Raw genomic sequence first — 25,407 nt, 5'->3', positions numbered from 1 at the left:
TCCTTTACATTCCAAGAAGAGTTTGAATCATCTCATCTACAGCAGTAATAATCTTTGCATTTGCTGTATATGCTGCTTGAAATTGCATTAAATTAATCATTTCTTCATCTGGATCTACTTTTGTTAATTGCTCAAACTTAAACTGAATTGATTGAAAAACAGTCTGTTGAGTCTCTAATAAAAAATCGTTATTTTCTTTATCAGAAGAAATGTTTACTTTTATTTCTTGAAAAAATTCAGAAAGTGAAGTATTATTTAAATTTGAACCATCTTGTGCAAATCCATCAAATTCAATATCTTTTTTCCACTGCATTGTTGCCATATAATCTAAATCAACTTGACTTAAATCATTTACCGCTTCTTCATTAAATTTTAGTGACATAACATCCATACCACTAAATAAATTTAAATTACTCACTTCTCTATCACCAGAATAATTATCTGATGCAACATGTCCATAAATATAATCTCCATCAGGACTTGTTTTTACAAACTTATCATATAAATCACTTAACGATCTAGCAAAATTATCTAGTTTTTCTTTATAATCAATAATTTTATTGTTTGGAGACATTGTTGTTAAGTTTTCAGTTTCAGCTTTTAAAATTCCTGATTTAAGTGTTATTTCTTTGTCATACACAGATAAATAAACTTTGTCTTCTGCTACTTGGCTTTGCTGTTCATTTTTAAATATTGAACCATTTCTTTTTTCAGCTTGTTCAATTCCAAGAGGAGTTGGTAAGTCTTCAGTTATTTCTAAAGGCTCATTTCTATTCTTTAAATTTGAAATAGTAAATTTACCATCATCTGTAACAGAAGCATTTAAATCTGGGTCAGCATTTATTTTATCAACAAGCTGTGCATAAGTAGTAGTATCTGTTATTGTAAATTCTTTTTCTTCACCATCAACAGTAACACTAATGGAACCTCTAATTTCTGTTGAAGCAGTAAATGAAGTATTATTATTAATTACAGTTGCAACATCTGCATACGTAGCCGGTGCAGCAGTTGAAAAGTTATGGCCATTAATTGAAAGTTGATTTGTACCTGCATTATAAGATGCAACAAAATTAGGGTCTGAATTTATTTCAGTTGCTAAAGCTGCAAAATCTTCTCCTGCAGTAATAAACTTTTTATTATTAATAAAAATTGCATTACCTTCAGCTGCGGTATATGTTCCTTCTGCATTTATATCTGCAATCAAATCATTATATGTTTTTCCTGCAGTTGAAAAAGAAACTCCGTTAATAGTCAATGTTTCAGAAGTAGAGTTATAACTTGCAGGAGATAAAGTAGGACTTCCATCTATTGCACTTGCTAAAACAGAAAAGTCTTCCCCTTGTATAGTAAAAGCTTCTCCATCAATTACAATATGATTTAATCCATCATCAATAGGAACAGTTAAATTACTATCCACTTTATCAGTAGGTGATACTATTTTTTCTGCTTCATAAGTAGGGTTGTAGGCTTCTTCAACTACTATTCTACCTTGAAATTTACCATCTTCTCCATCTACATTTGCTTGAACACGTAAAAACTCATCTTGATCCGTATTATCTACAATGTTACCTTGTTCATCAATAGAATAATCTCCATTATATGCAGTAACATGTTCTGAGATATCTTTATTACTATTTATTGCAAAACTTAAGGCTCTAATATAGTTTGTTTCATCAATAGTATCTGGATTTCCATCACCATCTAAGTCAATTTCATATTCGTTTCCATTGCCATCTTTATATGTATTGCTTCCAATCTCAACAGAAACTTCAAACTCATTATTGAATTTATACGATATTTTATCTCCAGGACCTATATCATAGTTTTCTGCAATAGCATCACCAGCTTTACCTGTTGGTGGATTTGTCGAAAATCTATCAATTTGAGGTTCAAACTCTTCTACCAAATTAATTTCACGAATATTTGTGTTATATCTAACAGCAATCTCACCACCAACTTTTAAGCTATACTCATTATTACTTCTATCTACTTCAATATCAACATATTGAGATAACTCTCTCTCAAGTTGATCTCTTTTATCAAGTAAATCGTTTGAAGCTTCTACATGCTGACCTAATTGTTGATTTACTTCCCCTATTTCATTAATAAGATTGTTAACTTTTTTTACATTTGCTTCTAATGAAAATTTCGTTAACTCTTCTTCTTTTTCAATATTTGAGTATAAATTTTGTAAAGATTCAACTAATACTGTACCTTGGGTTTTGTAAGTTGTTCTATAAATTTCTGAATTTGGATTTGTTCTTAAGTTTTCAATTGATTGGAAATATCTATCTAAATCACTAGAGAAACCACTTTCATCAGTTTCCGAAAACATAACTTCAATACTACCAGTTATTCTTGATATTGTACTATAATAATTTGATTTAGTGTTTTCATTCATCATATTATCATACATATATTGAGAAGTAATTCTGTAAGCACTATCAGCCCTTACTCCACGTCCAGTAAACCTAGAATCTATTAACTCTAATTCACTTAACTGTACAACTCTTTTTTTATATCCAGGAGTATTTTCATTTGCTAGGTTATTTGATATATTTTCAATTGCATATTTCGAGGCAGTTAAACCACTTTGTGCCACATTTAATGACTTTAGCATAATTACTCCTTTTATGATAATTTTTACCAATTATCACATTACATTTCTTAAAATTAGATTAAAAGGGCCAGAAGGTTTGTATTATCCTTGTTGCCCAAGGGGTTCTCATAACATCCTGTTCTTCACCATCTTTTATATATAAAATTTTAAGATTTGCTACTTGTGATGAAGTTACAGAGTTTTCAGGAGTTATATCATATGGTCTAATTACTCCTGTTAAAACTAATGACTGTTTCTGCCCATCAATTAGCATCTCTTTTTGTGCTCGAATTAAATAATTCCCATTCTGGTATGTTTCTTCTATTATAGCAGAAACACTTGTACTAAATGTTTCACTAAGATTAGTTTTTACTTCACCACTGTTTTCACTTGTACTTTCAGTTCCAAAATTAATACCTGCATATGAATTAAATTTATCTGCAGCTTTTTGAACAGATGAAGATAAAGGAATATTTGCATCCATTTGAGAAATAAGTCCACCACCTAAATTAGAACTTCTATCTGAACTAATTTCTCTTTTTGTATTAGTTTTAGAGTTTAAAGACTCACTAATTCTAACTTGAATTATATCTCCAACTTGTAAATCTTTTTTATCAGCAAATAAAGAAGGTCCTCTCATTGAATATAAAGAACCTTTTTTCTTTTGTACTTTTGGTTTTACTTTTGGAACTTGAAGTGTTGGCTTTTCAAATTTAATTTCTGGTTGTTCAACACACCCAACTAATAAAAAAGGTAAAGCTATTAGTAATAAATACTTACTTAATTTCATTCATTTTACTTTCAACAACATATTTTAAATCAATAGCAATTTTAATATTTTTTAAATCTTTTTTTATTAAAGCTGTACTTCCATATCTAACTTTTAATGCGTCAAGATTTGTTCCAACATCTGTAAGAATTAAAACTCTATCAGAAATTATTTTTACATCTTGAATATTTCTTTGTCCTATTAAATCAACTGCAGTTTCAACTTCTCTATAGATAATTCTTTCTAGCTTTTTTTGCATTACTTTTTTATTATCTATTTCTATTGCTTTTAATTTTTGCTCTTGCTCTTTTTTTTGTTGCATTGCAAATTCATTGCTCATATGAAAATAATAAGCAATAAACATTACAATAACAGCAACTGAAGAAGCTACTTTTATTAAAAGTCTTTTTTTATTGTTGGTTTTAACTGCAACTATCATTTTTATTTAATTACAAAAGTAGTGAATAAAATATTTTTAACATTATTTCTTTTAATATCATCATTGCTTGATGTTACTTCATTAATAATGTTATTTATATCTTCTAAAAGCTCTTCTTTTAAAAGTGCTTTACCACCAACTGTTAATAACTCTTCTGAACTTCTTGAACTAATTTGTGCAATCACAGCATCAACTATTTCTGGTTTATACTCTTCTACAATTTTTTCAATTGATGGTTCTGTACTTTTTAAATGAAAAGATAGTTTCATTAATTTTTCTCTACCCTTTGCGTTAGTAATATTAAGTACTAAGTCATTAATTGCTGTTTTGTACATTTCATTAGAGTCTCCTGACTCCTCTTTTTGTACTTGTTGCTGAGCTTGTTGACCATTTAATACACCACTACTAACTAGTAAATATCCACCAACACCTACTGCAAGTAATAAAATAACAATTAGTGCAATAAGCACAATCATTAATCCTTTTCCACCACCAGCTTTAGTTGTTCCGCCATTTTCTTCTGCCATAATTACCCTTCGTCTTGATTTTTAGCCCTATAGTCTTTTAACATTATTGTCAGCATTGCTGCATTTTTTGGGCTTAAAAATTTCATTAATGATGTTACATTATTCTCTTTTAATCTTAAGATTATATCAAAAACATCTTCAACTTTTCCATTATTTATCATTTCATTAAATATTGAAGCTGCAATCTTTGGTTTCATTTTATTATATATTTTTGATGTCTTACTTTCTACTTCACCATTAATATCTTTTAACAATTGAAGATTTTCATCTCTTATCTTTGCAATTGCTTTTTTTTCATTTTCTACTTTTTTTATTAAATCTAATAACTCTTTTTTTCGTTCTTGATACTCTTTCTCTTTTTTATTATAAAAGATATTAAGCTCTTTTTTTAACTCTTTTACTTCAATTTTTTGTTTAATTAAAGCAGCACTAGTTACTCTCTCTTCTTGAGCATTTAAAACTATAGTTGATATTAAAAATAAAATTACTACTCTTAACAAATACTCTCCTTATTGACTTATATATTTACTTTGAACATATTCTTCAGCAGCTTCAACTTCTGCTTTTAGTATTTGTAACTGTTTTTCTTGCTTCATCTCATCAAGAATATATTCAAATTGTTCTGTCTCTTTTTGCAATTCAACTATTTCCTCAACTACTTTTTCCATTTTAGCAGCAACAACAAGTTTTTCAGCCTCAAGTTTTTTTATATGCTCTTTCATTGTATTCTTATGCATTTCTAAAACTGCAAAGTCAGAGATTGCACCAAACTTTTGAACACAAGCACTACTAATTTGATTGTGAGTAAGCATGATTTCAGCATCTAATTGATTTATTTTTGATTGTAATTGAGCTTTTTCCATAAACTTCTGATCTGCTTGAATTTTTTTTAAATTGTATAACTGATCAATCATAAATTACTCTCCAAAAATCAACATTAAATCCCAAAGATCCTTAGTATATGTTGAGATATGATCACCAACCCAAGGTAAAGTAATCAATATAAAAATTGATACTACTATAACTTTAGGTACAAAAGTTAATGATGCATCAGAAACCTGTGTTACTGCTTGAAAAATTGAGATTACAAGTCCAATTATCATACTTACAATCAATGACGGTAAACCTAAGATTAAAATAATCTTTACCGTATTTTCCGCAATAGCTATTAGGTCCATGCTACTCTTTAACTTTAATTGTTATTTCTAAAGTTTTATTATTCAATAATTGTGTAATTAATTTGGCAATGTCATCTGTATTTGCTGAATTAACATCAACTGAATTTGATGGACTACTAGCTTGTGCAATACTTTCTTGCGATTTATCTTCTTTTGTAACAGTTACATTGTCTACATTATTTAAAGCAGCAAGAATATCATTCTCACTTAGAGTATCAAACTCTGAAAAATCATCTGACATGTTTTCTCCTTGAGTATTTGGAACTTCTTTAAGTTCAATACTCTTTTCATTATTTTCTATATTATCTAAATTATCATCAAAACTCAAATCCATAAGTGGATCTACAGTGTTCTCTTCTTCTTTTATTTCAGAAATTGAAGTTTCTTCTATTTGATTTAAAACATCTTGTAAATCCTCTAAGTCTTCAGAACTTCTAGTTTCACTATTTTCTTCCAAATTTGAATCTAATTGCTCATTATGACTCTCTTCTAATTGTACTAAAAGATCATCCAAATTAGAAGATGGATCAAATTCATTTCCTTCTATTTCTTCTTTGTTAGCTTGTGATTCTGGGATTTCAACCTCTTCAACTTGATTTAAAATATCAGCTAATGCATCTTCATCACTCATATGTGAATACTCATTTTCTTCTTCAAAGAAAGATTCATCTTCCTCTTTAGAAGAGGAAAGAAGTGCACTTAATTCATCATCTAAAGTAACTTCTTCAATATCTTCTATTTGCTCTACAACATAATCATCAGAAGTTTTATTTTCAGAATCCTCTTCATAAGCACCTTCAACTATTTCTATAATTGAGTCTTGAATATCTTCAATATCATCTTCTTTATCAATAACTGAATCTAATCTTCTAATTATGTGTTTAGAAAGTTCATCAATAGAGTCAACTGAAACATCACCTATTCCATGGTCTAAAAGATAGTCTTGATCAATCCCATCTTTAGGCTTTAAAAATTTTATTTTATCTGTAAGTATATTCTTTTTTATAATCTTTGAGTCATCAATTAAGTATATATTATTAGGGTTTTCTTCTATTGCTGCCTTTAATTCCTCTAAAGTTTTCAACTCTTTTACTTCGCCCTTGTCATCGAGTCTAAACTTTATATTAGAATGTCTTAAAACAGCGTTTATTTCACTTTTAAAACTTTCACTACCGTAGATATATATAGTCAAAAGATTGCCCTAAAATTATTTTTAAAGAAAATTATACCTTGTTTTTATAAAATTTTAGATAAAATATTCTCAATTATCAAAGAGGTGTAGTGTTGAAGTTTTTTATAGTTTTATTATTTTTTTTACAAAGTATTTATGCTGTAACTATTAAAGATATTTCAAATGTTGTAGGAATTAGAGATAACCAACTTATTGGATATGGTCTTGTTGTGGGACTTGCAGGTTCTGGAGACAAATCACAATTCACTATGCAAAGTTTACAAAACCTTCTTAGAAACTCATATATTAAAATACCAGCCTCATCAATTAAATCAAAAAACATTGCAGCCGTTATGGTAACAGCAGAACTTCCTCCTTTTGCAAGACAAGGGGATAAGATTAAAGTAAAAATCTCTGCAATAGGTGATGCAAAGTCTATTGATAATGGGGAACTTCTACTAACTCAATTAAAAGCTGTTGATGGTCAAGTTTATGCACTTGCACAAGGTTCTATTGTTGCAGACAATCAAAATGAAACTACAGGTTTTATTTATGAGGGTGCAACAGTTGAAAATGAAGTAGAATACTCACTTAAAAATGAAGATAGCATCAAACTAAGTTTATTAAAAAATGATGCAAAACAAGCATACCTAGTAGAAAAAAAGATTAATGAATTTTTTAATAAACCTCTAGCAGTTGCCCTTGACACAAGAACTATCTATGTAAAAAAACCTTTAGATAGTTCAATTGTTAAGTTTCTTTCTGATGTTCAAAGTATTCAGTTAGACTCTACATTTAAGAAAAAAATTATCATAGATGTTGCTAGAGAGACTATTATTGCAGGACTTGATATTCCAATTGGTCCTGTTACAGTAGCTAAAAATGATTTTACAATTAGAATTAAAAAATCAGAACTTAGTGATGTTCAATGGGATGACAAAAAGATTAATAAAGGTCAAGATATTGGTGATGATGTAAGACTTGAAAACAAGCCAGTTGCTGTTAATATTGACAATACTTTAATGAACACAAAAAAACAACCAACTGTTTCAGATTTAGTAAGAGCAATGAAGGTAATGAAATTACCAATTACTGAAATAATTGATACCCTAAAAATGATCAAAGAGCTTGGTGCTTTAGACGTTGAATTAGAGATAAGAGGATAGTATGGCTGAGTTTTTAAGTCAAGATGAGATTGATGCACTTTTAGATATTGCCGATGCCGGTGAAGAGATTGAAACAGCAGCCGAAGAACAAATAGTATCAAAAGAGAAAAACTATTCTATTTATGACTTTAAAAAGCCAAATAGAATCTCAAATGAGCAGTTTAAAGCCTTTTCAACTCTACATGACAAGATGTTAAGGGATTTAATTACAGACCTATCTGCAATGCTTAGAAAAATAGTTGATATCAAACTTTACTCTATTGAGCAAATGACATATGGAGAGTTTATTCTTTCTATTCCACAATTAACATCTCTAAACACTCTTTCAATCAAACCTTTAGAAGGAAGAATTGTAATTGAGTGCAACCCTGGGATTTCTCACAAGATTATTGCTGAATTATTAGGAAGTGGAGCAGTAGCTGCAAGTGATAATTTAGATAGAGAACTTACTGAGATTGAAGTAAATATTTTTGAACACTTCTATAAAATGTTTGTTAAACATATGTATAAAGCATGGGATGAAGTTACAACTTTAAACTTTAAAATTGAGTCAAGGGATACAAATGCAAATGCAATTCAGATTATCTCTGACCACGAAATTGTTCTACTAGTTGTACTTGAAATCACTATTGATGAAGAATCTGGTTTCTTATCTATTTGTTACCCTATTTCATATATTGAAACACTTCTAAATAAAATTGTTGAAAAAATCTTCTCAGAAGGAAGAAATAAAAAAGCAAGTAGAAAAAAAGATATTACTACGCTTATTTCTGGTGCTAAAATGGGAATTGAAGCTATTATGGCTGAGACAGAGATGACAGTTTCAGAACTACTTGGATTAAAAGCAGATGATGTAATAGTTTTCAATAAAAATGCAACTTCTCCATCAGCAAAAGTATATATTAATAGTACTGAGAAATTTGCTGCCGTATCAGGAATTCAAAATAATAGAAAAGCCATTCAAATTGAGTCTAATATTGACCATGAGAAACAAGAGACACTTGATACATTAAGAGAGATGAGAGAAGAGAGAATTAAAAAAGCAAAAGAGTCATCTGAGAATATCAAACGTCTTTTACAAGAAAGACATGGGCGTTAACCCTTAGTCTTCTATAGTTTGAATTGACCAATTTAATACTTCACCAGCATACATTGGTACAACATTTTCACCCTTATAATTATATGAAGCTGGAACAACAAAGTTCTTCTTCACTAACTTGATAGTCTTTTTTATAGGGTTTAAATTATAAATTTTTCTTGCATTTAAACTTACAAAAGCATTTAAATTATCTAAAGAATCATTCTCTTCAAATAGTTGAGTTAATACTTGTAATGCAATTGGAGATGTAAATACACCTGCTGCACAACCACAACACTCTTTTTTATGTTTTGGATGAGGAGCTGAATCACTTCCAAACATTAATTTTGGATGTGCTTTTAATGCGGCATCTAATAAGGCATCTCTATCTTCAGGTCTTTTTGCAATTGGCTTACAGAAAAGGTGTGGATTTAACATTCCACCAGCAACATCATCAAGTGTAATTAATAAGTGATGTAATGTTACTGTTGCATAAAGGTTATCATATTTATCAAGAAGCTCTACAGCATCCTTTGTAGTAATATGCTCCATAATAATTTTTAAATCAGGAAAAGCTTTTGCTATTGATTCATAAATAGGCATAAACTCTTTTTCTCTATCCATTACAAAACCATTTGTTTCACCATGGATACAAAGAGGAATACCTAATTTACTCATAGACTCTAATGTAGGTCTTAATACTTCAACATCCATTGAAGCAACACCTGTTTCAGAATTTGTTGTAATTCCTGCAGGATAAAGTTTGATACCAATGATATCATCCTTGATATCTTCTAAAAACTCATACGAGTAATCATTTTGAAAAAATAGTGTTAAATGTGGCTCAAACTTATCTTCACTACATGCTTCATTAATTCTTTGCTTATATTCAAGCATAGCTTCTTTAGTTGTAACAGGAGGAACTAAGTTAGGCATAATTAATGCCCCACTAAAAGTTTCAGATGTTAAAGGACCAACTAGTTTTAACATTTCACCGTCACGTAAGTGAAGGTGCATATCTAAAGCAGAGTCTATTTCAAAAGTTTCCATACTAAATAGCGTCCTCGTCTTCTTCACCAGTTCTTATTCTGATTGTTTTTTCAATTGGTGAAACAAAGATTTTACCATCACCGATTTTACCAGTTTTAGCTGCATTGATAATAATATCAATTGTACTATCAACACTATCTTCCGCAACAATTAGTTCGATTTTAATTTTTGGTAAGAAATCAACAACATACTCAGCACCTCTATATAGCTCAGAGTGTCCTTGCTGTCTTCCATATCCTTTTACATCAGATACAGTCATACCAGTAATACCTGCTTCAGTTAAAGCATCTTTTACATCCTCTAATTTAAACGGCTTAATCACTGCTTCAATTTTTTTCACTATTAATCCTTTTTATTAATCTTTCTATTTTAACAAAATATTTTTAAAATCAAATTATATTCTAAAATGCTCTTTTAAACTCAGGGTAAGCTTCTAAACCACACTCTTCTACATCTAGTCCTTGCATTTCTTCATCATTGTGGGCTCTTAATGGAGCTATTTTATTAATAATAAATAAAACAATATATGAAACAACAAAGGCAAATACTGCAACAACTACTACACCTTTTAGTTGACCTAAGAATGTAATATCATCACCATTGCTTGCAAAGATACCAACAGCTAATGTTCCCCAAATACCATTTAATAAGTGAACTGATAAAGCCCCCACAGGGTCATCAAGTTTTAACTTATCAAAGAAAGATACACCAAATACAACAAGTACTCCACCAATAGCACCAATTAAAATTGGAGTATAAATATTATAAAGATCAGGTCCTGCTGTAATTGCAACTAAACCACCTAAAGCACCATTTAACACCATAGTAATATCAAGCTTTTTATATCTAAAGTACATAAATGCACCAACAATAATTGCACCTGACAAACCAGCTGTATTTGTATTCATAATAGTTAAAGCAACTGCATCAGCACTCTCTTTTGAAGCAATTGAACCTACTGAACCACCATTAAATCCAAACCATCCAATCCATAAAAGAAATGCACCTAATGTTACAAGTGGGATATTTGATGCTGGAATTACTCTTACTCCACCTTCTTTAGGATATCTTCCACGTCTTGCTCCAATAATCAAAATTGCAGCTAATAATGCCCATCCACCAGTCGAGTGAATAACTGTTGAACCAGCTAAGTCATACATAGATAAATCTAAAAATGTTCCTGCTAACATATCGCTTCCCCAAGACCAGTTAACAACAACAGGATAAATAAATCCACCCATAATTACAGTAAATAAAGCTAGTGGTAATACTTTTGCTCTTTCACTAACTCCACCAGACATAATATTGATTACTTTACCAACAAATGCCATTTGAAAAAGAAAAGCTGCCCATTTTGACATTGAATCACTTCCAAAGTCTCCAAAAGCGATTGAGTAACCAAGAAGTAAAAATGCCAATGAAGCAACTGCATAAATCATTGTATTAACCATTAATACTGCTGAAACGTTTTTAGTTCTTACAAGCCCTGCTTCAAGCATAGCAAAACCTGGAACCATAAAGATAATAAGCGTCATTGCAAAGATTGCAAAAAATGTATCAAGTACATAACTAACTGATTGTAAGTCCATATTTAACCCTTCCTAAGTTTTCTTAAGAAACATTATATATTTTTTTAATAAGTTTATATAGATAGTATGTGTATAAAAAATATACAGGGAGTATAAGATTTAAATCAAAGAAGAAAAGCTCTTCTTTGATTTTATATATTAAACAGCTTCACTACCTCTTTGTTCTGTTCTAATTCTAACTACCTCATCAATAGAAGTAACAAAAATCTTTCCATCACCAATTTTTCCAGTTTTAGCTGCTTCAACAATAACACCTATTGTTGAATCTACATCTTCGTCATTTACAATAACTTCTACTTTAATTTTTGCTAAAAAATCAACAACATACTCAGCCCCTCTATAAAGTTCTGAGTGTCCTTGTTGTCTACCGTATCCTTTTACATCTGATACTGTCATACCAGAGATACCATTTTCAACTAATGCCTCTTTTACATCTTCTAGTTTAAAAGGTTTTATAATTGCTTCAACTTTTTTCATTGTATCTTCCTTTTATATATTAAGCTTTTTTGAATTCAGGGTAACACTCAAGACCAGTCTCATGAATATCTAAACCTGTAATTTCAGTCTCTTCATCTACTCTTAGTCCAACAACTAAGTCTAAGATTTTCCAAACAATAAATGAAACAATGAATACAAATGCTCCAATTACTACGATACCTTTAATTTGTGCTAGGATTGTAACTTCTGGATTGAAAATACCAACAGCTAATGTTCCCCAGATACCTGCTACTAAGTGAACAGATAAAGCACCAACAGGATCATCAATTCTTAACTTATCAAAGAATGGAACTGCAAATACAACTAAAGCACCACCAACAATACCTTCAATAAATGAAACTAACATTCCTAAATCAGGACCTGCAGTAACTGAAACTAAACCAGCTAAAGCACCATTTAATACCATAGTTAAATCAACTTTCTTATAAAGTAGTTGAGTTAATAAAGCCGCCATAATTGCACCTGCACAAGCTGCCATATTTGTATCTGCAACTACTAATGCAATACCATCAATATCAGCTTTTGAACCTAATGCTAATTGAGAACCACCATTAAATCCAAACCATCCCATCCATAAAATGAATGTACCTAAAGTTGCAAGAGTTAAGTTTGAACCAGGGATTGGTCTTACTTTACCATCTTTAGTATATTTTCCTTTTCTAGCACCAAGAATTAATACACCAGCTAAAGCAGCCCATCCACCAACAGAGTGAACAATAGTTGAACCAGCGAAATCAGAGAAGCCAGCAATTAAACCACCAAGTTCAGACCCACCCCATGTCCAGTGACCTTGAATTGGATAAATTACACCACTTAAAATTACAACAAAGATTAAAAATGGCCATAATTTCATTCTTTCAGCCACAGTACCTGAAATAACTGAAGCTGCAGTTGCTACGAACATAACTTGGAAGAAAAAGTCTGCTGCAGCTGGATAAGTAGCTTCAGCACCGTTTTCCATACTAATTGTTGAGAAGCTTCCCATGAAAGCTGAACCATCACCATACATTAAGTTATATCCTACAAAATAATACATAATACAAGAGATTGCAAATAGTGCAATATTCTTTGTTAATACTGTTGCATTATTTTTTGATCTTGTTAGACCAGATTCTAGCATTGCAAAACCTGCAGCCATCCACATTACTAATACACCTGAAAATACAAATAGAAAACCATCTAGTATGTATTTTAAGTCGTTAAAATTTTCCATATTCTTCCTTTTCAAAGTAAATATGCAGAAATTGTAACAGATTTCAAAAAGCAAATAAACATTTTTGTTGTATATAATTTATACATATAAAAAGTAAATTTAATGAATTTTATTCAAAAAATTCCTATTCTTTGGTTGCTAACATATATTTAAAAAATTTACAAAAAATTAATTTTTTTTACAAATAAATAGTTTTTAAATAATTGTTTATTTTTTATACACTTAGTTTTTTCTTTATATGTTATAATTAACTACACATACGAATATAGGAGTGGTTCATGAAAGAGTACTTTGAAGTATATATTCAAAATCAAGACAAAATTGAAGAGTTTATAGAAGAGAGTTTAAATAAATTTGGTGAAGTTAAGAAACACAAATCAAGTAAATTTAAAACTCTTTTTAAAATTTTTCCATCTTTAGAGCTTGTTTATATTGTAAACAAAGATACTAAAGTTCAAACTTCTCCTAACTATCATAGATTCAAAGAAGATTCAAAAGAAAAAGATATCTCAAGGGAATATCTAATATCTAAGCTTCATTTTAAAGAGAACTGTAAAACAGCTTTTAGTTCACCTTATATAAGTAGTGCTACTAGACATAATTGTATTACTGTTTCTATAAAAGAAGGTGATGATATTATCTTTTTTGATTTTAAGATTGAGACGCTTCTTGAAAGACTAAATCTAATTGAATTAAACAAACCCTTTCATACCCTAACAAAAACCTTTTATCTAATAGCTGGATATTCAATGTTTTTATTGGCTTTATTTATAGTTTGTTATTCAATTTATGATTTTGCACACTCTTTTTTAATTAAAGGAATTTTTGATTTAGATGCAATATTCAAACCTGTAATTGCTTTAACCTTAGGTATTGCAATCTTTGACCTTGCAAAAACAATACTAGAACAAGAAGTTTATTTTAAGAGTTATTCAAAAAACTCAAAAGTAGAAACAAAAATTATCACAAAGTTTCTTATTGCCATTACTATAGCTTTATCTATTGAAGCACTAATGGTTGTATTTAAAATTGCCCTTACTGATTATGATAAGATGATTAATGCTTTATACCTAATTACAGGTATTTCTATGATATTAATTGCCCTTTCAGTATTTATATTTTTAACAAAGAAAAAGAACTAGGACTAAAAAATGGAAGAATATATTGCAAAATCAAAAAACTCAAAAGAGATATTAAACTCAGCTCAACTTCTTCAAAGTGTAGAAGTTAATGCTTTAATTACAGGGGAGGCAGGTGTTGGTAAAAAATCTTTAGCAAGATATATTTTACCCAATGTAAAAGAGTATAAAGCAAAGTCTCTACAACGAGATATTAGTGATAATATAATCTCCTTGCAAAATGAAGCAATAATCCTAGATAAAATAGAAAATATTACAAATATAGATTTAGTAATAAACTGGCTAAATGACAACAATATCAGAGTAATCGCAACAACACTAAAACATGAGTTAAACTCAAAACTAGCTGATTTATTTTCGATTACTATTGAACTTCCTGCTTTAAAAGACAGGGAAGAAGATGTTAAACAGCTTATTACTAAGTTTTCAAAAGAAGCTAGTAAAACTTTGGATTTAGAGCCTGTACTTCCTTCTAAACTTATGATAAACTTATCAAACAATGCACATAGCCTTAGAAAATCTATTTACTTCTCTTATCTATTTGAAACCATAGGAGAAGATGAGATTTTAATGTTTATGGAAAACTATATGTTCTCAAACCTACAAGGGGAGAATTCATATAAAGATTTTGTATATCTTTTTGAAGTTCCTTTATTAAAAGCTGCAAAAAAGAAATATAAATCACAAGTACAAATGGCAAAACATTTAGGTCTAAATAGAATTACTCTAAGGAAAAAACTTGATATTCATAAGGGTTTTTTAGATGACTGAATTAAACATACAAGTTGAAGAATTAATAACAAAAGGGGCTGAAGACTTTGAAATTTCAAAGGTTTTTAGAACATATTTTAAATCTTATGTAAATTCAATTGATGAAGTTTTGGAAACAACTGGTGGAAAAGACTTCTTTGTAAAACATACTAAACATACTGATAAATTTATAATTCTTCTATACAAATATATCCTACGAAAACATTTTGGTGATTATCAACCAATGAGTACTTCTATTCCTATCTCTCTTATAGCCTTAGGAAGTTATGGACGAGAACAACTATGTATCTACTCTGATGTTGATTTAATGATTCTTTATGAAGATATAAAAGGCTATAACCTAAAAGCTATTATGGAAGAGCTTGTAACTTTAGCATGGGACTGTGGACTTAAACTTGGTTCTAGAGTTCATGAAATAAAAGAGATTGAACTATCAGTTCAAGAAGATATTACTATTAAATCTTCAATCTTAGAATCAAGAATGATTTATGGTTCTAAGCACCTTTGGTTTTCATATCAAAATGTTTTAAAGAAAATAAGAAATACCTACCAAAAAGATTTTGTATTAGAAAAACTAGATGAACATAAAAAAAGACTTTTAAAATATCCACTAAAAATGGAGCCAAACATCAAAGATGGTTACGGTGGAATGAGAGAATCAAATATGATTTTCTGGACTGCTACTATTGCTTATGGGGTTAGTGATATAAAACAACTAATGGGAAAAGAGTTCTCAGAAGAAGAGTACAAAAGATATAGAAGCTCTTTAGAGTACATTTTTAGAGTTAGAAACTACCTTCATAGTATCTCAAAAAAGAAACTTGATGTTGTAAACTTTGATATTCTACCTGAGTTAAGTTCTAAGATGGGCTTTAAAAATAGACCACGACTTACAAAAGAGAGACAATGTATGTCAAAACTTATTGAGTGTTTGCATAATGTTCACTTCTTCTCAACTATCATGGTTAAAAAGTTCACTAGAAAAGTTCTTTTTGATGCAAAAAATATTTCAAGACTTAAAGAGTATAGAATTAAGAAAAACCTTTATGTTTATGAAAATAAACTTTATACTTCATTTAATGCTAAACCAAAAACATTAAACAATCTATTAAAAGAGCTAATCTCACTTCCAAGGGATGTAAAGCATTTTGATAGGTCATATGTTGAGTATGCTAGTAAAACTAAGTTACCAAATAAACAAACTAAAGAGTTGAAAAAAACAATTAAACAACTTCTGTATAAACAAAACCTTTATCCAATCATTAAGCTTTTATATAATGCAAGATTGTTCCAATCTGTTTTACCTGTAACTAAAAAAATAGTTCACCAACCACAATTTGATGGATACCATCAACATCCAGTTGATATTCACTCAATAAAAACTCTAAAAAAACTAACAAATATAAAAGACGACTATATAAAAGATATCTTTAATAGTTTTGATGCAAAAGAAAAAACATTAGTAAGACTTGCTTGTTTATTCCATGATGTAGGAAAAGGAAGAATTACAGACCATCATATTGCAGGGGAAAAACTGTTTAAAAATATGATGACATCTTTTGATTTAGATAAGAATCATATTCAATTAGGGGCTCTTCTAGTAAGACATCATAATATGATGAGTAAAGTTGCTTCAAGTGAAGATATTTATTCAGAAAAAGTTATTCTGTCTTTTACTGCTTTATTACAAACTAAATTAGCTCTAAAAATGCTTTATGTAGTAACTTATGCAGATATTTCAGCAGTTGGAGAATCTGTGTATAAAAGCTCTACTGCTTCACTTTTAAAACAGTTATACTTACAAGCATTACCTGCTTTTAATAACACTTCTTTATTAAGTGAAAATGCAAGAAGAAATGCAAAACAAGAAAGAATCAAAAAACTTGAGAAGTATAAAAACTTATCAAATATCATGAAGAAAAAGATTACTTATATCTCTTCAAATCAAATGTTCTTAAAATGTAAATCAAATGAAATAATTGATATTGCAGTTAGAGCTTATGATGTAAAAGATTTTACATATAAAGTTATAAATGAAGACCAACTATCTATTAAAATCATTAGAGCTATTCCTTTAAATCTTGGTTTCTTACTTGGTAAGTTAGAGTTTTTAAATATCTCTACAATGAATATCTTTAAACTTTTTGATGAAAAGAAATTCTTTGAAATAAACTTCTCTGAAAGAGTTGATGATGAGGATATTCCATATATTGAGCAAATGATTGAAAACTCTTTTGACATGAGTAAAAAAACAAGGCTTTTAACTCCAAAGATTGAAGAAAAAGGTATTCATATAAACTGTAATCACACTACTTATTTAGCTTCAATGCAAGTTACTGCAAAAGACCAAAAGGGTCTTTTTGCTTATATTGCAAATATTTTTGATGAGTTTGGTATAGAGATTGAAACAGCAAAACTTAGCTCAATCAAGGGAATGGCAAAAGATTTATTCCTAATTGAAAAAAATGGAAACTTTTGTGGTCAGCAAGATGATATTATAAAAGAGTTATGCCACCATAGTAAAGAGAGTTAATCTCTTTACTATAAATCTTCAACCATTTTTTTAGCCCTTTTAAAATCTAATTTCCCACTTCCAAGTTTTGGAACCTCATCTACTATTTTATAAAGGCTAGGAATCATAAGATTATTATCAAACTTCTCTTTCACATCTTTTTTTAGTTTTTCTAGTTCATCTTCTTTGATATTTGAAAGTAAAAGAATAATCTTTTCACCCTTTTTCTCATCCTCTTTTGAAGTAGCTACAAACTCTATTTCATCGCTTGCAATTAGCTTTTCTATATTTTGCTCAACTGCTCCAAGACTAATCATCTCTCCACCAAGCTTTGCAAACCTTGAATATCTATCAATTAAAAACAAGAAACCATCTTTATCTAAATAACCTTTATCTCCTGTAAGATAATACTTTCTTCCCTCAAGTTTAACTATTACCTCTTTAGTTTTTTTCTTATCTTTTAAATAGCCTTTCATAACTTGAACCCCAGAAATTAATACCATACCAGCTTCACCTACTTTTAGTTCCTCAAAACTACCTGGGTCTACTATTTTGATTTTTGTTCCAGGAATTGGCATTCCTACACTGCCAATTTTATTTCCTACTTGAATACCTTCGGGAGTTTTTATATTCGGTAAATTACAACAAGCAACAGGTGTAGTTTCAGTTGTTCCATAGCCTTCTAAAATCTCTTTATCAAACTTCTCATAAAACTCTTGTCTAACTTTAGAAGAAAGTTTTTCTGCTCCTGCAACTACAAGTCTTAAAGATGTAAACATCTCTTTTTTTAGCTTTTTGTTTTTTGTGTATAGTCTGAAAAATGTTGATGTTCCAAGCATAACTGTTGCTTTATGTTTTGAAACAAGTTTTCCTATTTCATATCCATCTGTTGGATCTGGATGAGCTACACATTTTATACCTTCAATTAAAGGTAAAAAGTTAGTCACAACTGTTCCAAAAGCATGAAATAATGGAAGTGAACCAACAATAACATCTTTATCATCTACATTTAGTATGGAAGCTATTTGTTGACAATTTCCTAAAACATTTTTATGACTTAACTCTATTCCTTTAGGAACCCCTTCACTTCCACTACTAAACATAATTAAAGCAGTTGATTTTCTAGGAACCTTTTTTATATGCATTGCTTTTAAAATAAAGCTTGGTAAGGCTATTACACTAATAAATGTCGTTAATCCAACTGCTTTGCTAATAAGCTCTTTTAAGTCTTCTAAATAAACCACATCACAAATACTTAAGACCTCGTTTATTTGAATACCTTTTTCTTGAAGTTTGTCCACAAACTTTTTTGAAGTGATTATTGTTTTTATATCTGCATTTTTAACTGATAGTTTTAAAGAAGCCATTGAGGCTGTAAAGTTCAAATTTACAGCAGTCTTTCCTAACATTAAAACAGAGTTATTTATAAAAGCCCCAGCGGCTGTTGAAGGAAGTAGTATTCCAATATTTTTCTTTTTTATTCTATATTTCAAAAGATTTTTAAAAAGAATAGAAGCTGTTAAAAATTTATATCCAGAAAGTTCAATTCCTGTTGAATCAGCAAATACAATATTTCTTTTCATCTGTTTTAATCTATCAAAAATAGTCTCACTTACTAAACCTAACTCTTTAGTATGACTCTGCCAAGACTTAGTAGATAAGGCTTTGATTTCATTTTTTATATTTATAGTATTTGCTTTATGCTTTTTTATTGGCTTTGAAAAAGATACAGTGATTGTATTTGTTCTATATGACTTTTTATATTTGTTATTAGCTCTACTAAACATACTTTGCCATAAACCTCTAATATAAAAAGCAATAACAGGTACATCAGAGCTTGTTCTTTCTAAAATCTTTTCAAAGCCTTTTTTAAACTCTCCTAAATGACCGTTTCTAGTTATACTTCCTTCTGGAAATAAAACTATAATATTTCCTTCATCTAACTCTTTTGCTACAATCTCTATTGTCTTTTTACTCCCTTTAGTACTAATAGGAATGATTTTAAACAGTTTCATTAACCAATTTAAATACCACTTTGAATAAATAGTTTTATCCATGACAAACTTTATTTCTCTTGGAGTTGCTAGATATATAACTGCCCAATCTAACCAAGAGACATGATTCCCTAAAAGTAAAGCTCCACTTGAAGAAGGTATATATTTTACTCCTTGTATTTCAAGCTTATACTTTAAGCCAACAAGCCATTTTAAAAAGAAGATAATCATAGATTGGGGTAAAGATACAACTACAAATAAACTTCCAAGACACATCAAAAATAAAATTAGATAAATTGTATTAAGAGGGTCAAGGTTATATAAAGATACTGTTGTTGTAAGAACTAAAATAAAAAACATAAATAAAGAATGAAACCAATTATTCCCTGCTAAGATAGTACCTAATTTCTTCTTTGGTGCATTAAACTGAATTAGTGCATTTAAAGGTACAACAAACAGCCCTCCAAAGAAACCAAAAATCAAAAAGCTCAATGCTAAAAAAGATGCACTTTCAACTATAGTTGAAATAAAAATCATAATACTCATTCCAAGAGCTGCAAAAGGTATAGTACCAACTTCAATATAATGTTTTGAATATCTTGAGTAAAAGAAACTTCCTAAAGCAATACCTATTCCTGAAGCTGCAATTACACCATTTATAACAAACACGTCATCTATACCTAAATACATCTTTGCATAAGAAGGAAAAGTTGCAATCATCCCTTGGGAAATTCCCCAAAACAATCCAAGTCCTAAAACACATAAGAAAATGATTTTTCTACTAAAGATATCTTGAACATTGTTTTTAAATAACTTACCTAAAAACATAGCTTGTAAATCAAGTTTTAAGTCTTTGTTTCTTTTTACTTTTGTTTTTATATTTTTTAATACAACAAAAGAGACAAGCATTTCTAAAATAGCTATAGGTAAAATATATAAAGATAATGGAAGTAAAGCTTTTAGTAATTCTTCTTTTGTATTTAAACTTTCTAAATTATTAAACTGAAAAAAGCTTTCAAAGATAAAAGAAAAAGTTGCCATAGATACTAAGATAGCGATTATAGAAACTGCTTGTAAGCTAGAGTTTCCTTTTGATAGCTCACTTTTTCCATAGATATCAATTATTATTCCAAACTTTGCAGGAGAATAAATAGTACTTTGAATAGCAAGTAAAAACAGTGTTGCCATTGCTAGATAAAAAGAGCCTAGAAAATAGGCAATTAACATTAAAACAGATAAAGAAAAAGAGGATAAAGCACCATAAATTAGAACATCTTTTTTATGATATTTATCACTTAAAAAACCACTAAGAGAAAACAGAAGTAAAAAAGGAACTATTATAAGAAGATTTATAATAGATATCCAAACAACTTGTTCACTTCCATCAAATACTTTAAATGCAATATTTTGTAAAAGTATCTTGTGGGAAATATCAACTGCTACATTACAAAAAACCACTAGCAAAAAAGCTAGTTTAACAACTCTTAAATTAGCTATTTTTATTCCTTTATTTTTTGTGATATTACAAAAATTAAGAAACAAAATGGTTACTTCTTATTTGTACCTTTTCTTAATTTATTTATTGTATCTAAAGAGAACACAAAAAGTGCTATCCAAATAAGTATAAAGGTTACTAGCTTATCAAAGTTAAACTCTTCATTATAAACAAAAATTGCTATAAAAAATGCAACAGTAGGTCCTATATATTGGAAGAAACCAATAGTTGTTAACTTCATTCTTGTAGCTGCTCCATTAAATAATAAAAGAGGAATAACAGTAACTAATCCACTAAGAGCAAGCATAAATGAAGTATAAAAAGAAGTTGATTCAAAAAAGGCTACCACTTCATAGTGATACAAATAAAATAAATATGCTAAAGCAAAAGGTAAAAGAATAACTACTTCTATGAAAAGCCCTGCTATAGAACCAACATTTGCTTTTTTTCTAAGCATTCCATAAAAACCAAAAGAAAAAGCTAATATCAAAGAAACCATTGGTAAATAACCAAGGGAAAAAAGCTGATATAAAACAGCTATTACACCAATAAAAATTGCTATATATTGATTTCTTGTCATCCTTTCACTAAAGATTAAAAAACCAAGTCCTACATTTACTAAAGGATTAATATAATACCCCAAAGAAGCCTCTAGTATTCTATCATTTGCAATTGCCCAAATAAAAGTTAGCCAGTTTAAAGAGATAACAAAAGTTGAGAAAAATAGATATTTAATAGTCTTAAAATCTTTTACAGCGGCTATTAAAGCTTGAAGTTCCTTTTTAAAAAGAAAAAAAGGAAGAAGTGTTACACATGAAAAAAGTATCCTATAAATAAGAATTTCAAAGGCATCTACATTTGATACTTGTTTAAAATATATTGGGGCTAAACCACCCCAAAATAAAAATGCTAATATGGCATAAATCTGCCCTAATCTACTTTCACTCAATATATTATCTTTATAATTTTTATGAAACTATAGCTAAACTTTAGTGAAAGTTACAATTACTATTTTAAAAACTCTTTTACTTCTTCTTTATTTAATAATTTACCACTACTTTTAACAACTCCATTTACAACTAATGCTGGTGTTGATAAAACTTGATATTCCATAATTTTGATTGGATCATCTACTTTTTCTATTTGTGCAAATATTTTTTCATCTGCAACTGCTTGTTTTACATTTTGAAGTAATGCTTCACACTTTGTACAACCTGTACCTAAAATTTCAATTTTCACTTTTTCTCCTTCTTATAATAACTACTTTTAACACAGTTTATAAAAAACCGCTAAAGTAGCAAACTCTAAAGGGAACAACGAGTTGTTCCTTATAAAATAGAGTTGAAAACAACTCCAACTATAAATATTGCCACACCTACAGTTCCAAAAAATATTGAAATAAGCTTCATTGACAATACTCTTTTTAAAATCAATGCTTCTGGAAGACTAAGTGCAACAACTGCCATCATAAATGAAAGAGCAGTCCCAAGTAACATTCCCTTTGAAGTAAGAACTTCAATAAGTGGTAACATTCCTGCTGCACTAGAATACATAGGTATTCCCATTATTACACCCATAAGTGGTGCCCACCAAGCATCTCCACCTGCATACTTTACAATAGTTTCTGCTGGAACATATCCATGGATAAAGGCACCAATTCCTATACCTATTATTGCATAAATATAAATTTTTTTAAAGATATCCATACTAGCTGCCCAAGCCTCTTTTGCTCTACTTTGTAAACTTTGACTCTCTTTATTTTGATTTCCACAACAAGACTCAACTGGTTTTACATCTATTAAAACCTCTTTTTCTAGATTTAAACTTCCTATTATAAGTCCAGCAATTATTGCTAATAGAATTACTGTTCCAATATAAAGAAGAGTAATCTTAACTCCAAAAAGAGAAAATAGAAGTGCAATAACAACCGCATCACTAAGTGGTGCTGAGATAAGATAAGAAAAAGTTACTCCTAGAGGTATTCTTGCTTGTAAAAACCCTAGAAAAAGTGGGATTGCACTACAAGAACAAAAAGGAGTTAACATCCCAAAAAATGAAGCAAAAACATGACCTATTAGTTTATGTTTTCCACTTAAATAATCTCTTATTTTCTCAACAGGGAAATAACTTCTTAAAAAGCTAACTATATAAATAATAGTCACTAAAAGAATAAATATCTTAACTGTATCATAAATAAAAAAGTGAAGTGCATCAGCTAAATGCTCACCCTTTGTAAGACCCAATGAGTCATAAACCAAAAAGTCTACAAATTTTTCCCAATAGAAAAACATCTTATAAACCTAAAGCCTCTTTAACTTTTGGTAATAAAACAGATTCTATCTCTTCATATGTCTTTTCAAATGCAGAAAAATCTTTTCCATCTGGATCTTCAAAACCAACATGGATAATTTTAGTTACCTTAGGAAACATTGGACATGTCTCATTTGCATGGTCACAAACAGTTACTACTAAATCGTACTCATTATCTAAAACCTTATCAATAGTTTTTGAATGATACTCCTCTTTCCAGATACCTTTTTGCTCTAATAGTTTTTGTGCATTTGGATTAACTCTTCCACTTGCTTTTACCCCAGATGAATCTGAACTTACACCATCTAACTTTGCATTTATAAGTGCTTCAGCTATAATACTTCTACAAGAATTTCCTGTACATAAAATTAATACTTTTTTCATCAAAACTCCTAATTAATAATTTACACTAATTGTTTTCATTAGGGCTTCACCATTGGTGCCCAAAACTAAAGTTTTGACCTAATGGTTGCAGAAGCATTCTAACAACTAGTGTAAATCATTTTGGAATAGAGTTTTATATATTTTGTTTAAACAATTCTGCAATGGAAGGGTAGAAATCTTTGATTTCTGGGTACCCACCATGAAGCCTTAGTGCAAACAAAATAATATAAAACTAAACTACTCTATACTAAAGTTAACAACACCACAAATAAAATAGGTGGTGTTACTATTAACCCAAATTTACTATATTGCCAAAAACCAATTTTCACACCCTTTTGAGATAAAACATGAAGCCATAGTAAAGTTGCTAAAGAACCAAATGGTGTCATTTTAGGACCTAAGTTACATCCAATAATATTTGCATAAGCTAATGTTTCATTTGGAATATCAGTTAAAGCAATATCCATAATCATAACCGTTGGCATATTATTCATAATAGCACTTAAAAATGCAGAGATAAAACCAGTACCTAAAATAGCAATTACATCACCTCTTTGAACTAAATCTTGTAAAATAGATGCTAAATAATCAGTAAGACCAGCATTTTTTAAACCATAAACTACTATATATAAACCAATACTAAACCACACAACTTGCCAAGGTGCAGTTTTAATTGTAAGCCAAGCTCTGGCACTTTTTGTGTAACTTGCAATTGCTAAGAAAATCAATCCACCACCTAAAGCAAATACAGAAACTGGTAAATCGTAGTTATCTCCAACAAAATATCCAAGTAAAAGTAAGGCTAGAAAAACCCAAGAAAATTTAAATAGAGTTTTATTTTTTAATACTTCATCTGGATTTTTTAGTAAACTCACATCTATTTCTCTTGGAATATCTTTTCGTAAAAACACCCATAAAAAAGTAATAGTAACTACTGTACTTACTACATAAGGAACAAACATTTTTGATAAATACTCTAAGAATCCTATATCAAAATAGTTAGCTGTAACTATATTTGTAAGGTTTGAAAATACAAAAGGTAAAGAAGCAGAATCACTAATAAAACCACCTGCAAGTAAAAAGGCTAAAATAGTTTTTGCATTTAGTTTTAGTATTCTCATTTTTGCTAATAAAATTGGTGTTAGAATTAATGCTGCCCCATCATTTGCAAAAAGTGCAGAAACAAAACTTCCAAGAAGTAAAGCATATACAAACATTAAATGCCCATTTCCACGTGAGAGTTTTGCCATTTTAATTGCACACCACTCAAAGAAACCAATCTCATCTAAAACCATTGAAAGAATGATAATTCCAATAAATGCTAAAGTTGCATCCCAAACAATATCACTTACAACTAACACATCCTCAAAACTAACAACCCCTGCTATTAGTGCAACTATTGCTCCTATAACAGCTGTTGTTCCTATTTGTAAACCCTTTGGTTGCCAAATAACAAATATTAAAGTGATCAAAAAAATTGAACTTGCTAATATCATAAATTTTCCTATTTTAAAATCAATACATC

General features: G+C 29.4%; 24 protein-coding genes. 5 read left to right on the top strand and 19 right to left on the bottom strand.

All coding sequences use genetic code 11. The features are described from left to right. Window positions 1-4: 4 nt before the first annotated feature. From CRV02_RS02950 to CRV02_RS02915, 8 genes are read right to left on the bottom strand one after another with little or no spacing between them, the layout of a single operon-like run. Window positions 5-2,620 (bottom strand): flagellar basal body rod C-terminal domain-containing protein, encoded by a 2,616-nt coding sequence (locus tag CRV02_RS02950; RefSeq protein WP_129089187.1) that lies wholly within the window; start codon window positions 2,618-2,620, stop codon window positions 5-7. 58 nt (window positions 2,621-2,678) lie between these two features. Continuing rightward, complete coding sequence (locus tag CRV02_RS02945) at window positions 2,679-3,389, bottom strand: flagellar basal body L-ring protein FlgH (protein ID WP_129089094.1); 711 nt, start codon at window positions 3,387-3,389, stop codon at window positions 2,679-2,681. Beyond that, the gene (locus tag CRV02_RS02940; protein ID WP_129089093.1) at window positions 3,376-3,807 is read right to left on the bottom strand and encodes a hypothetical protein; all 432 of its coding nucleotides are present in this window, start codon (window positions 3,805-3,807) and stop codon (window positions 3,376-3,378) included. Before CRV02_RS02940 ends, CRV02_RS02945 begins: the two co-directional genes overlap by 14 nt. 2 nt (window positions 3,808-3,809) lie before the next feature. Beyond that, complete coding sequence (fliL, locus tag CRV02_RS02935; protein ID WP_129089092.1) at window positions 3,810-4,334, bottom strand: flagellar basal body-associated protein FliL; 525 nt, start codon at window positions 4,332-4,334, stop codon at window positions 3,810-3,812. Between the two features lie 2 nt (window positions 4,335-4,336). Then, the gene (locus CRV02_RS02930; RefSeq protein WP_129089091.1) at window positions 4,337-4,834 is read right to left on the bottom strand and encodes a MotE family protein; all 498 of its coding nucleotides are present in this window, start codon (window positions 4,832-4,834) and stop codon (window positions 4,337-4,339) included. 9 nt (window positions 4,835-4,843) lie between these two features. Continuing rightward, window positions 4,844-5,248 (bottom strand): hypothetical protein, encoded by a 405-nt coding sequence (locus CRV02_RS02925; RefSeq protein ID WP_129089090.1) that lies wholly within the window; start codon window positions 5,246-5,248, stop codon window positions 4,844-4,846. Between the two features lie 3 nt (window positions 5,249-5,251). Continuing rightward, the gene (locus CRV02_RS02920; protein WP_129089089.1) at window positions 5,252-5,512 is read right to left on the bottom strand and encodes a flagellar biosynthetic protein FliQ; all 261 of its coding nucleotides are present in this window, start codon (window positions 5,510-5,512) and stop codon (window positions 5,252-5,254) included. 1 nt (window position 5,513) lies between these two features. Further along, window positions 5,514-6,704 (bottom strand): hypothetical protein, encoded by a 1,191-nt coding sequence (locus CRV02_RS02915; RefSeq protein ID WP_129089088.1) that lies wholly within the window; start codon window positions 6,702-6,704, stop codon window positions 5,514-5,516. 89 nt (window positions 6,705-6,793) lie between these two features. Between CRV02_RS02915 and CRV02_RS02910 the strand changes: the two genes are divergently transcribed. Further along, window positions 6,794-7,849 (top strand): flagellar basal body P-ring protein FlgI, encoded by a 1,056-nt coding sequence (locus CRV02_RS02910; protein ID WP_258239057.1) that lies wholly within the window; start codon window positions 6,794-6,796, stop codon window positions 7,847-7,849. A gap of 1 nt (window position 7,850) precedes the next feature. Next, window positions 7,851-8,948 carry a flagellar motor switch protein FliM gene (gene fliM, locus CRV02_RS02905; RefSeq protein WP_129084977.1) on the top strand — a complete coding sequence of 366 codons (1,098 nt, stop codon included), beginning with the start codon at window positions 7,851-7,853 and terminating at the stop codon, window positions 8,946-8,948. A gap of 3 nt (window positions 8,949-8,951) precedes the next feature. Here fliM and pyrC read toward each other — a convergent pair whose 3' ends face one another. From pyrC to amt, 5 genes are all read right to left on the bottom strand, one after another. After that, window positions 8,952-9,977 carry a dihydroorotase gene (pyrC, locus tag CRV02_RS02900; protein ID WP_129089087.1) on the bottom strand — a complete coding sequence of 342 codons (1,026 nt, stop codon included), beginning with the start codon at window positions 9,975-9,977 and terminating at the stop codon, window positions 8,952-8,954. A 1-nt stretch (window position 9,978) separates the two neighbouring features. Continuing rightward, a complete protein-coding gene (locus CRV02_RS02895; protein WP_129084979.1) occupies window positions 9,979-10,317 on the bottom strand; it encodes a P-II family nitrogen regulator in 339 nt (112 codons plus the stop codon). A gap of 61 nt (window positions 10,318-10,378) precedes the next feature. Beyond that, complete coding sequence (locus CRV02_RS02890) at window positions 10,379-11,566, bottom strand: ammonium transporter (protein ID WP_129089086.1); 1,188 nt, start codon at window positions 11,564-11,566, stop codon at window positions 10,379-10,381. A 138-nt stretch (window positions 11,567-11,704) separates the two neighbouring features. Continuing rightward, window positions 11,705-12,043 (bottom strand): P-II family nitrogen regulator, encoded by a 339-nt coding sequence (locus tag CRV02_RS02885; protein WP_129084981.1) that lies wholly within the window; start codon window positions 12,041-12,043, stop codon window positions 11,705-11,707. A gap of 19 nt (window positions 12,044-12,062) precedes the next feature. Then, entirely contained in the window at window positions 12,063-13,277 is a 1,215-nt protein-coding gene (gene amt / locus CRV02_RS02880) for an ammonium transporter (RefSeq protein WP_129089085.1), read from the bottom strand. 278 nt (window positions 13,278-13,555) lie between these two features. Between amt and CRV02_RS02875 the strand changes: the two genes are divergently transcribed. The 3 genes from CRV02_RS02875 to CRV02_RS02865 are packed head-to-tail and all read left to right on the top strand — an operon-like array spanning window position 13,556 to window position 17,720. Further along, entirely contained in the window at window positions 13,556-14,419 is an 864-nt protein-coding gene (locus CRV02_RS02875; RefSeq protein ID WP_129089084.1) for a hypothetical protein, read from the top strand. A 9-nt stretch (window positions 14,420-14,428) separates the two neighbouring features. Continuing rightward, a complete protein-coding gene (locus tag CRV02_RS02870; protein WP_129089083.1) occupies window positions 14,429-15,187 on the top strand; it encodes a sigma 54-interacting transcriptional regulator in 759 nt (252 codons plus the stop codon). Continuing rightward, a complete protein-coding gene (locus CRV02_RS02865; protein ID WP_129089082.1) occupies window positions 15,180-17,720 on the top strand; it encodes an HD domain-containing protein in 2,541 nt (846 codons plus the stop codon). Before CRV02_RS02870 ends, CRV02_RS02865 begins: the two co-directional genes overlap by 8 nt. Before the next feature lie 8 nt (window positions 17,721-17,728). Here CRV02_RS02865 and CRV02_RS02860 read toward each other — a convergent pair whose 3' ends face one another. From CRV02_RS02860 to CRV02_RS02835, 6 genes are all read right to left on the bottom strand, one after another. Then, on the bottom strand, window positions 17,729-21,235 hold the full coding sequence (locus tag CRV02_RS02860; protein ID WP_258239216.1) for an acyl-[ACP]--phospholipid O-acyltransferase: 3,507 nt from the start codon (window positions 21,233-21,235) through the stop codon (window positions 17,729-17,731). A gap of 5 nt (window positions 21,236-21,240) precedes the next feature. After that, on the bottom strand, window positions 21,241-22,137 hold the full coding sequence (gene rarD, locus CRV02_RS02855) for an EamA family transporter RarD (RefSeq protein ID WP_129089081.1): 897 nt from the start codon (window positions 22,135-22,137) through the stop codon (window positions 21,241-21,243). Between the two features lie 59 nt (window positions 22,138-22,196). After that, window positions 22,197-22,427: a thioredoxin family protein gene (locus CRV02_RS02850; RefSeq protein ID WP_129089080.1), complete on the bottom strand. Its 231-nt coding sequence runs from the start codon at window positions 22,425-22,427 to the stop codon at window positions 22,197-22,199. Window positions 22,428-22,516: 89 nt separating this feature from the next. Continuing rightward, window positions 22,517-23,479 carry a permease gene (locus CRV02_RS02845; protein WP_129089079.1) on the bottom strand — a complete coding sequence of 321 codons (963 nt, stop codon included), beginning with the start codon at window positions 23,477-23,479 and terminating at the stop codon, window positions 22,517-22,519. 1 nt (window position 23,480) lies between these two features. Next, on the bottom strand, window positions 23,481-23,882 hold the full coding sequence (locus CRV02_RS02840) for an arsenate reductase ArsC (RefSeq protein WP_258239215.1): 402 nt from the start codon (window positions 23,880-23,882) through the stop codon (window positions 23,481-23,483). 242 nt (window positions 23,883-24,124) lie between these two features. Then, on the bottom strand, window positions 24,125-25,378 hold the full coding sequence (locus tag CRV02_RS02835) for an arsenic transporter (protein ID WP_129089077.1): 1,254 nt from the start codon (window positions 25,376-25,378) through the stop codon (window positions 24,125-24,127). Window positions 25,379-25,407 lie beyond the last annotated feature (29 nt).

Source organism: Arcobacter sp. CECT 8989, from assembly GCF_004116715.1.
In the GTDB taxonomy this organism is placed as follows: domain Bacteria; phylum Campylobacterota; class Campylobacteria; order Campylobacterales; family Arcobacteraceae; genus Halarcobacter.
The sequence above is the reverse complement of the archived record's forward strand: the minus strand, read 5'-3'. Positions and strand labels throughout refer to the sequence as shown.

What these genes read in the sequence shown, in the direction of transcription:
- CRV02_RS02920 (WP_129089089.1), bottom strand. Translation starts at nt 5,512, where the DNA reads ATGGACCTAATAGCTATTGCGGAAAATACGGTAAAGATTATTTTAATC.
- pyrC (WP_129089087.1), bottom strand. Translation starts at nt 9,977, where the DNA reads ATGGAAACTTTTGAAATAGACTCTGCTTTAGATATGCACCTTCACTTA.
- CRV02_RS02945 (WP_129089094.1), bottom strand. Translation starts at nt 3,389, where the DNA reads ATGAAATTAAGTAAGTATTTATTACTAATAGCTTTACCTTTTTTATTA.
- fliM (WP_129084977.1), top strand. Translation starts at nt 7,851, where the DNA reads ATGGCTGAGTTTTTAAGTCAAGATGAGATTGATGCACTTTTAGATATT.
- CRV02_RS02940 (WP_129089093.1), bottom strand. Translation starts at nt 3,807, where the DNA reads ATGATAGTTGCAGTTAAAACCAACAATAAAAAAAGACTTTTAATAAAA.
- CRV02_RS02870 (WP_129089083.1), top strand. Translation starts at nt 14,429, where the DNA reads ATGGAAGAATATATTGCAAAATCAAAAAACTCAAAAGAGATATTAAAC.
- fliL (WP_129089092.1), bottom strand. Translation starts at nt 4,334, where the DNA reads ATGGCAGAAGAAAATGGCGGAACAACTAAAGCTGGTGGTGGAAAAGGA.
- CRV02_RS02840 (WP_258239215.1), bottom strand. Translation starts at nt 23,882, where the DNA reads ATGAAAAAAGTATTAATTTTATGTACAGGAAATTCTTGTAGAAGTATT.
- amt (WP_129089085.1), bottom strand. Translation starts at nt 13,277, where the DNA reads ATGGAAAATTTTAACGACTTAAAATACATACTAGATGGTTTTCTATTT.
- CRV02_RS02845 (WP_129089079.1), bottom strand. Translation starts at nt 23,479, where the DNA reads ATGTTTTTCTATTGGGAAAAATTTGTAGACTTTTTGGTTTATGACTCA.
- CRV02_RS02875 (WP_129089084.1), top strand. Translation starts at nt 13,556, where the DNA reads ATGAAAGAGTACTTTGAAGTATATATTCAAAATCAAGACAAAATTGAA.
- CRV02_RS02890 (WP_129089086.1), bottom strand. Translation starts at nt 11,566, where the DNA reads ATGGACTTACAATCAGTTAGTTATGTACTTGATACATTTTTTGCAATC.
- CRV02_RS02925 (WP_129089090.1), bottom strand. Translation starts at nt 5,248, where the DNA reads ATGATTGATCAGTTATACAATTTAAAAAAAATTCAAGCAGATCAGAAG.
- CRV02_RS02835 (WP_129089077.1), bottom strand. Translation starts at nt 25,378, where the DNA reads ATGATATTAGCAAGTTCAATTTTTTTGATCACTTTAATATTTGTTATT.
- CRV02_RS02950 (WP_129089187.1), bottom strand. Translation starts at nt 2,620, where the DNA reads ATGCTAAAGTCATTAAATGTGGCACAAAGTGGTTTAACTGCCTCGAAA.
- CRV02_RS02865 (WP_129089082.1), top strand. Translation starts at nt 15,180, where the DNA reads ATGACTGAATTAAACATACAAGTTGAAGAATTAATAACAAAAGGGGCT.
- CRV02_RS02885 (WP_129084981.1), bottom strand. Translation starts at nt 12,043, where the DNA reads ATGAAAAAAGTTGAAGCAATTATAAAACCTTTTAAACTAGAAGATGTA.